Source organism: Rhizobacter sp. (genome assembly GCF_031412075.1).
In the GTDB taxonomy this organism is placed as follows: domain Bacteria; phylum Pseudomonadota; class Gammaproteobacteria; order Burkholderiales; family Burkholderiaceae_C; genus Rhizobacter.
Genome location: NZ_JANOCG010000020.1, coordinates 1 through 7,408 on the forward strand (window position 1 = coordinate 1; position 7,408 = coordinate 7,408).

7 protein-coding genes are annotated in these 7,408 nt (G+C 64.9%); 2 read left to right on the plus strand and 5 right to left on the minus strand.

All coding sequences use genetic code 11. The features are described 5' to 3' along the window. Positions 1-372 (plus strand): glutamate-cysteine ligase family protein (locus RMO40_RS00590; protein ID WP_489660085.1); only part of this gene is annotated, 372 nt, incomplete at its 5' end. Positions 373-411: 39 nt separating this feature from the next. Here RMO40_RS00590 and RMO40_RS00595 read toward each other — a convergent pair. The 4 genes from RMO40_RS00595 to RMO40_RS00610 form a co-directional block, all read right to left on the minus strand. Continuing rightward, positions 412-1,722: an FAD-dependent oxidoreductase gene (locus RMO40_RS00595; protein WP_309714927.1), complete on the minus strand. Its 1,311-nt coding sequence runs from the start codon at positions 1,720-1,722 to the stop codon at positions 412-414. Positions 1,723-1,913: 191 nt separating this feature from the next. After that, on the minus strand, positions 1,914-3,101 hold the full coding sequence (locus RMO40_RS00600; RefSeq protein ID WP_309714930.1) for an acyl-CoA dehydrogenase family protein: 1,188 nt from the start codon (positions 3,099-3,101) through the stop codon (positions 1,914-1,916). Positions 3,102-3,191: 90 nt separating this feature from the next. Beyond that, positions 3,192-4,349, minus strand: coding sequence for an acyl-CoA dehydrogenase family protein (locus RMO40_RS00605; protein WP_309714932.1), 1,158 nt, complete (start codon positions 4,347-4,349; stop codon positions 3,192-3,194). 22 nt (positions 4,350-4,371) lie between these two features. Beyond that, positions 4,372-5,580, minus strand: coding sequence for an acyl-CoA dehydrogenase family protein (locus tag RMO40_RS00610; RefSeq protein WP_309714934.1), 1,209 nt, complete (start codon positions 5,578-5,580; stop codon positions 4,372-4,374). Between the two features lie 274 nt (positions 5,581-5,854). Between RMO40_RS00610 and RMO40_RS00615 the strand changes: the two genes are divergently transcribed. After that, a complete protein-coding gene (locus RMO40_RS00615; protein WP_309714936.1) occupies positions 5,855-6,685 on the plus strand; it encodes an IclR family transcriptional regulator domain-containing protein in 831 nt (276 codons plus the stop codon). A 12-nt stretch (positions 6,686-6,697) separates the two neighbouring features. On the opposite strand, the gene RMO40_RS00620 is transcribed toward RMO40_RS00615, so the two are convergent. Then, entirely contained in the window at positions 6,698-7,171 is a 474-nt protein-coding gene (locus tag RMO40_RS00620) for a response regulator (RefSeq protein ID WP_309714938.1), read from the minus strand. Between the last annotated feature and the right edge of the window lie 237 nt (positions 7,172-7,408).

Consider the following 7,408-nt stretch of genomic DNA (forward strand, 5'->3'; position numbering starts at 1 on the left):
GACAAGGCGGCCGCGCTCGCCTGCTACCTGCAATGCATCTGCCGCTACCTGCGCGAAGAAAAGCCGTTTGAACCCAGCGAAGACGATTACCTCGTCTACACCTTCAACCGCTTCCAGGCCTGCCGCTTCGGGCTCGACGGCGAGATCGTCGACCCTAAGACCAAGCAGCGCCACAAGCTGCGCGACGACATCTTGCGCACGCTCGCGCGCGTCGACGAACACGCGCTCGACCTGCAGGCGCTCGACGCCAGCAACCTGATCCGCGAAACCCTGTTCGAGGGCAACGACGCCAGCTGGTTGCGCCAGCGCCGCCAGGGCGGCGTGCCCTTGTCGGCGGTGGTCGAAGACGCCACCAAACGCTGGATGGGCTGACGCCTTGGCGTCCAGACCTCCACTTGATGGCCGCCGGCGTCAGTGCAGCTTGATGCGCGGCCGATAGGTGCGGTCCAGCATCTCGGCGAGGGTGATGAGCAAGGTCTTGCGCACGCCGCCCAGCGCAAACTGATGCTGCTTGTGCAAGCCCCAGTACATGAACTGCGCGAGCCGCCCTTCGATGAAGAGACTGCCGCGTGTGAGGCTGCCCATCAGGCTGCCCACTGACGAGTATTCGGAGAGCGACACCAGCGAGCCCTGGTCCTTGTAGACGAAGGGCACCACCGGCTCACCGTTCATCAGACGGGGCAATGCCTTCACCAAATACATGGCCTGCTGGTAGGCGGCCGCGGCGCGCGGCGGAACCCAGGTGCCATCGGGTTGCTGGCAAGCCGCACAGTCACCAAACGCGAAGATGTGTTCGTCGCGTGTGCTTCGCAGGTTGCCGTTGACCATCAGCTGGTTGAGGCGGTTGGTCTCGAGCGGTTGGTCGCTACCAATGCCGTTCAGGAAGTCGGCCGCCTTCACACCCGCCGCCCACACACAAAGCGTCGAGCCGATGACCTTGCCGCTGGCCATCTTCAAACCCTCGGCGGTGACCTCGATCACCTTTTCGTTGGTGTGCACCTCGATGGCGAGCTTGCGCAGCTCGCGCACCGCCGCTTCGCTCAGCCGCGCGGGCAACTGCGACAGCAAACGCGGCGCCGCTTCCACCAGCACGATCTGCAAGTCCTTTTCGGGGTGGATGTGGTCGAGCCCGAAGTTGGCCAGCACGCGCGCCGCCGCATGCAACTCGGCCGCCAGCTCCACGCCGGTCGCACCGCCACCGACGATGGCCACCGTGAGGCGCCCGCTGCCCGCCACACGCGGCACGCTTTGTGCGCGGATGCAGGCGTTGAGCAGCCGGTCGTTGAATCGTTTGGCGGCCTGCGGGCTGTCGAGCTTGATGGTGTGCTGCGCCGCACCGGGCGTGCCGAAGTCGTTGGTCTGGCTGCCCACCGCAATCACCAGGGTGTCGTAAGCCACCAGCTGGTCGGGTGTGATCTCGGCGCCGGTGTCGTCGTAGCTGGCCGCCAGCTGCACGGTCTTGTTGACGCGGTCGATGCCAACCAGGCTACCAAGGCGGAACTTGAAATGGTTCCAGCGCGCCTGCGCCAGGAATTCGATCTCTTCGGCATGCGTGTCGAAGCTGCCGGCGGCCAGCGGGTGCAAAAGCGGCTTCCAGACGTGGGTGCGCGCCGCATCGACCAAGGTGACTTGAGCCAGCTTCTTGCGGCCCAGGCGCTTGCCCAGCTGTGTGGCCAGCGCGAGGCCACCTGCGCCTCCCCCCACGATCACGATGCGGTGCATCTGCTGATTTCCCTCTGTGCTTGTGTTGTCTTGTGTCGCCATGCCGCTGCCGCGCCCACTGGGACAGCGGGCCGAATGATATCTGACGAGGCGAACGATCGTGCTTTTCTGACCGGGCATCGCCAAACCACCAGCACAAAAGCAAACGGCGAGCCCGCAGGCTCGCCGTTCGCGAGAAAAGAAACGCTGTTTCAGTTGGCGAAGGCGGCGATCCCCGTCTGCGCCCGGCCCAGGATCAGGGCATGCACGTCGTGCGTGCCCTCGTAAGTGTTGACCACTTCGAGGTTGACCAGGTGGCGGGCCACACCGTACTCGTCGCTGATGCCGTTGCCACCCATCATGTCGCGCGCCAGGCGGGCGATGTCGAGGCTCTTGCCGCAGCTGTTGCGCTTCATGATCGAGGTGGTCTCGACTGCCGCCGTGCCTTCGTCCTTCATGCGACCCAGGCGCAGGCAACCTTGCAGGCCCAGGGTGATCTCGGTCTGCATGTCGGCCAGCTTCTTCTGAATGAGCTGGTTGGCCGCAAGCGGGCGGCCGAACTGCTTGCGATCGAGCACGTACTGGCGTGCGCGGAACCAGCAGTCTTCGGCCGCACCGAGTGCGCCCCAGGCGATGCCGTATCGCGCGCTGTTCAGGCAGGTGAACGGGCCCTTCAGGCCACGCACTTCGGGGAAGGCGTTTTCTTCCGGGCAGAACACGTTGTCCATCACGATCTCGCCGGTGATCGACGCGCGCAGGCCGACCTTGCCGTGCACGGCCGGTGCGCTCAAACCCTTGGCGCCCTTGTCCAGCACGAAGCCGCGGATCGCGCCTTCATCGTCTTTGGCCCACACCACGAACACGTCGGCGATGGGGCTGTTGCTGATCCACATCTTGGCGCCGGACAGGCTGTAGCCACCGGCGACCTTCTTGGCGCGTGTGACCATGCTGCCGGGATCGGAGCCGTGGTCGGGCTCGGTCAGGCCGAAGCAGCCGATGTATTGGCCGCTCGCGAGCTTGGGCAAATACTTCTGCTTGGTCGCTTCGTTGCCGAACTCGTTGATCGGCACCATGACCAGTGACGACTGCACGCTCATCATCGAGCGGTAGCCCGAGTCCACACGCTCGACTTCACGTGCAATCAGGCCGTAGCAGACGTAGTTGAGGCCCGAGCCACCGTACTGCTCGGGGATGGTGGGGCCGAGCAGGCCCAGCTCGCCCATTTCGCGAAAGATCGACGCGTCGGTTTTTTCGTGGCGGAAGGCTTCGAGCACACGCGGGGCGAGCTTGCCTTGCGAGTAGGCGTTGGCCGCATCGCGGATCGCGCGCTCGTCGCTGGTGAGTTGCTGGTCAAGCAGCAGCGGGTCATCCCACTGGAAGGCGGCTTTGTTGGAGGACATGGTGGTTCCTTGGCGGGTGGAACCGTTCGCCCTGAGCTTGGTCGATGGGCTTCGACAGGCTCAGCCCGAACGGAGAAATGGCAAGTGGGGTCAGGCTGCTTTCAAAACGTCGCGCTGGCTGAGATGGGCAAAGCGCTGCAGGTGGGCGTCAGTGTCGCCAAAACTCAGCTCGATTGCCATCAGGCGTTTGAACCAATGGCTGAGCGTGAGTTCATCGGTCATGCCCATGCCCCCATGCAACTGCATCGACTGCTGGCTGATGAAACGGCAGGCGTTGCCGATCACGACCTTGGCGGCCGACAGCGCCTTGCGGCGCTGCGTGTCGTCGGCCAGGTTGCAGTTCATCGCCGCCAGGTAAGCCATCGAGCGCGACTGCTCCAGGTGCATCAGCATGTCGGCGGTGCGGTGTTGCAAGGCCTGGAAGCGGCCGATGGGCTGGCCGAACTGCTGGCGCGTTTTCAGGTACTCGATGGTCGAGTTGACGGTGGCTTCCATCACACCCAGCGCTTCGGCGCAGAGCGCGGCCAGGCCGATGTCGAGCGCACGTTCGATGGCGGGCAGCGCCGCACCGGCGGCGCCCAGACGCGCGCTGGCCGGCACGCGCACGTCGCGCAAGATGACCTCGGCGGCGCGGCGGCCGTCGAGCGTGGGGTAGCCCTTGACCTGCAGGCCCGGGGTATCGCGCGCCACGCGAAACACACTCACGCCATGGGCATCGCCGGGGGCACCGTCGGAGCGGGCCGAGATCAGCAGCTCGTGGGCGCTGGCGGCCTGCGCGACCACGGCCTTGTGGCCTTGCAGCAGGAAGTCGTCGCCGCTTTGGGTCGCCCGGGTTTCCACCCAGTCGGCCTCGCCGCGCGCAGCGGCTTCCAGGTGGGCGAGCACCACGATGGCCTCGCCCGAAGCCATCACCGGCAACAGCTCGGCCTGCTGCTCGGGGCTGCCGAAGTCACGCACCAGCGCGGTGGCGATGACGGCGCTCTCCAGCAGCGGCTCGCACAAGAGGGCGGGGCCGACCGATTGCATGGCGAGCAAGGTTTCGATCGGGCCGTAGCCCAGGCCGCCGTGCGCCTCGGGCACGTTCATCGCGAGCACGCCCAGGTCGGCCAGGCCCTGCCAGGCCTGCTGGCTCCAGCCTTCGGGGCTGGCGATGATGCCTTTGCGGCGCTCGAAGCTGTAGTCGCCTTGCACGAAGCGGGAGATGGCGTCTTGCAGTTGTTGCTGCTCTTCGCTGAAGCTGAAGTCCATGGTGTGTCTCTCTTACTTCTGATCAGAGGCCAAGCAACTGCTGGGAAATGATGTTCTTCTGGATCTCGTTCGAGCCCCCGAAGATCGACAGCTTGCGCATGTTGCAGTAGTGCGCGCCCAGCGGCGCGGCATAGCTCGGGCCGATGTGGTCGCCTTCGTAGCTGGCGCCAATCGTCTCGCGCACGAAGGGCAGCGCATACGGCCCCACCGCCTGCACCAGCAGCTCGGTGATGGCCTGCTGGATCTCGGTGCCCTTGATCTTGAGGATGGACGCGGCCGGGCCGGGCGCTCGCTTGTCTTTCTCTTCGGACAGCACCCGCAGGTTGGTCATCTCCAGCGCAATCAGGTCGGCTTCGACCTGCGCCACCTTGGCCGAAAACAACGGGTCTTCGAGCAGCGGTTTGCCGCGTTTCATTTCGGTGGCGGCAATGCGCTTCAGGCGGCCCAACTCGCGCTTCGAGATGCCGATGCCGGCGATGTTGCTGCGCTCGTGGCCGAGCAAAAACTTGGCGTAAGTCCAGCCCTTGTTTTCTTCGCCGATCAGGTTCTCGGCCGGCACACGCACGTCTTCGAACCACACCTCGTTGACCTCGTGCGCACCGTCGAGCGTGATGATCGGTCGCACGGTGATGCCGGGCGTCTTCATGTCGATCAGCAGGAAGCTGATGCCACGCTGCGCCTTGGCCTGCGGGTCGGTGCGCACCAGGCAGAAAATCCAGTCGGCGTATTGGCCGAGCGTGGTCCAGGTCTTCTGGCCGGTGACGATGAAATGGTCGCCTTGGGCATCCACCCCACGCACCGCACGGGTCTTGAGCGACGCGAGGTCGGAGCCGGCGCCCGGCTCCGAGTAACCCTGGCACCACCATTTGCGCGCCGAGGCGATGTCGGGCAGATGCCGCTGTTGCTGCTCGGGCGAGCCAAACGCCATGATCACCGGCGCCACCATCTTGATGCCGAAGGCGATCAGGCGCGGCGCCCCGGCGGCGGCGCATTCTTCTTCAAAGATGTACTGCTCGACCGCGTTCCAGCCCGGGCCGCCATGCTCCTTGGGCCAGCCGGGGCCACCCCAGCCGCGCTCGTGCAGCGTGCTTTGCCACAGCACATGGTCTTCGCGCGAGAGGCGCAGGCTGTTCACCACCTTGTGGCGAATCGACTCGGGCAGCTTGGCTTTGACGAAGCTGCGCACCTCTTCGCGAAAGGCTTGTTCTTCGGGGGTGAAGGTCAGATCCATGAGGGTCTCGCAGAAGCAATGGGGGTGAATGCTCAGCACGTCTGGTTGTGCTGCAATGCAGAACAATATTCCGCATGTAAAAACGTTGGCAAATTGTTCCTGCTCCACTCGGGGCTGTCAACTTATGGACTTTACCGAGCCAGAATCCCCTTTCAGCCTTGGGAACTACTGCGCAACAGCGGGTCGATGGCGAGCGCCCACTGGGGAATCTCACGATCACGCGTTTGCAGATGTATGTTCCACTTTGGAGCTGCACAGGGTTTGATGGAAGAAGATGAACACATTCACCAAAAGCGCCAAGGTGGAGCGCCTCGCCCCCACCGGCCGGCCGGCCCCCAAGACCAAGGAAGACCGCCATTTTGTGACCGCGCTGGCGCGCGGGCTGGAGGTGTTGTCGTGCTTCCGCTCGGGCGACAAGGCGCTGGGCAACCAGGAAATCGCACAACGCTGCAAGCTGCCCAAGTCGACCGTGTCGCGGCTCACCTCCACGCTGACCAAGCTCGGCTACCTCATCCAGGTTGAAGAAAGTGGCAAGTACCGGCTGGGCACGGCCACCTTGTCGCTGGGCAGCGCGATGCTGGCGCGGCTTGACGTGCGGCAGATCGCCCGCCCCATGATGCAGGAGCTGGCCGACGCCACACGCTCGATGGTGTCGCTCGGCACACGCGACCGGCTGTCGATGATCTATGTCGAGAACTGCCGCAGCTCGGCGGCCCTCACGCTGAGCCTCGACGTGGGCTCGCGCATCCCGGTGGCCACCTCGGCCATCGGCCGCGCCTGGCTCGCTACCGTTGCCGAGCGTGAGCGTGAAGACTTCATGGAGCGTGTGCAGGAGCTCGACGAAGTGGCCTGGCCCGACATCCGCGACGGCGTCGAGCGCTCGCTGGAGGAATACCGCACGCTGGGCGTGACTTGCTCATTCGGCGACTGGCAGCGCGACGTGAACGGCATCGCCCGCGCGTTTCAGCCCGGTGGCGGGCTGCCGCCGATGGCCATCAACTGCGGCGGCCCGTCGTTCAACCTGTCCAGGGACTACCTGCTCAACGAAGTGCGGCCCCGCCTGATCGACATGGTGACGCGGCTCGAGGCCTCGCTGCTGCGCTGAGCGTTCAAGAACTCAGAGCGGCCGGGCCTTCGACCCCGAGCCCTGGCTGGCGGCCAGCGGCGCACGGTGGCGCGGGTCGGTCGTTGCCGCTGCGAGACCGCGGCGCACGCCTTTTTCAAGCTGGCTCGCGCTGATCGGCTTGACCCAGTATTCATAGGCGCCGAGGCTCATCGCCTTCAGGATGTCCATCGACAAATGGTCGGCGGTCAACAAGGCAACCTTCAGGCCTTCGGAAATTTCATGCGTCAGCGCCCGCACGACCTCCAGGCCGCCGAGGTCGGGCAGGTGCATGTCGAGCAGCACCATGTCGGGCCGCTCGGCGCGCACGCGGGCCACACCTTCGGCACCGGTGGCGGAGCGGGTCAGCACCACCCCCGGCAAGGTGGCCGCCAGCTGGGCTTCGACGAGCAGGAAGTTCAGATCCTGATCCTCGATGTAGAGCACCGTGCCGTGCGGTTCGAGACCAGACGCTTGGGCGTCGTCCATGGGATTGGCCTTTGTTTGTTGCAGTGCACCAAGCATAGAACTCGGGCCGACGAACGCAAGCGAAATGATGTGTGCAGGAGGGTCTTCAGTTCGCCCCAATCTGGTTCAAACCCTGTTGTAATTAAGAATTACTGATCCTAGAGTCTGAGCCCATGGTCCAGCCCACCCCTCTGCGCCCAGCCTCTTTGCACGAGGAGGTGGCCTCGCGGCTGCGTCACATGGTGTTCGAGCGCCAGC

Excerpts from the sequence above, each read along its gene's own strand:
- RMO40_RS00610 (WP_309714934.1), bottom strand. The coding sequence starts at position 5,580 with ATGGATCTGACCTTCACCCCCGAAGAACAAGCCTTTCGCGAAGAGGTG.
- RMO40_RS00605 (WP_309714932.1), bottom strand. The coding sequence starts at position 4,349 with ATGGACTTCAGCTTCAGCGAAGAGCAGCAACAACTGCAAGACGCCATC.
- RMO40_RS00620 (WP_309714938.1), bottom strand. The coding sequence starts at position 7,171 with ATGGACGACGCCCAAGCGTCTGGTCTCGAACCGCACGGCACGGTGCTC.
- RMO40_RS00615 (WP_309714936.1), top strand. The coding sequence starts at position 5,855 with ATGAACACATTCACCAAAAGCGCCAAGGTGGAGCGCCTCGCCCCCACC.
- RMO40_RS00600 (WP_309714930.1), bottom strand. The coding sequence starts at position 3,101 with ATGTCCTCCAACAAAGCCGCCTTCCAGTGGGATGACCCGCTGCTGCTT.
- RMO40_RS00595 (WP_309714927.1), bottom strand. The coding sequence starts at position 1,722 with ATGCACCGCATCGTGATCGTGGGGGGAGGCGCAGGTGGCCTCGCGCTG.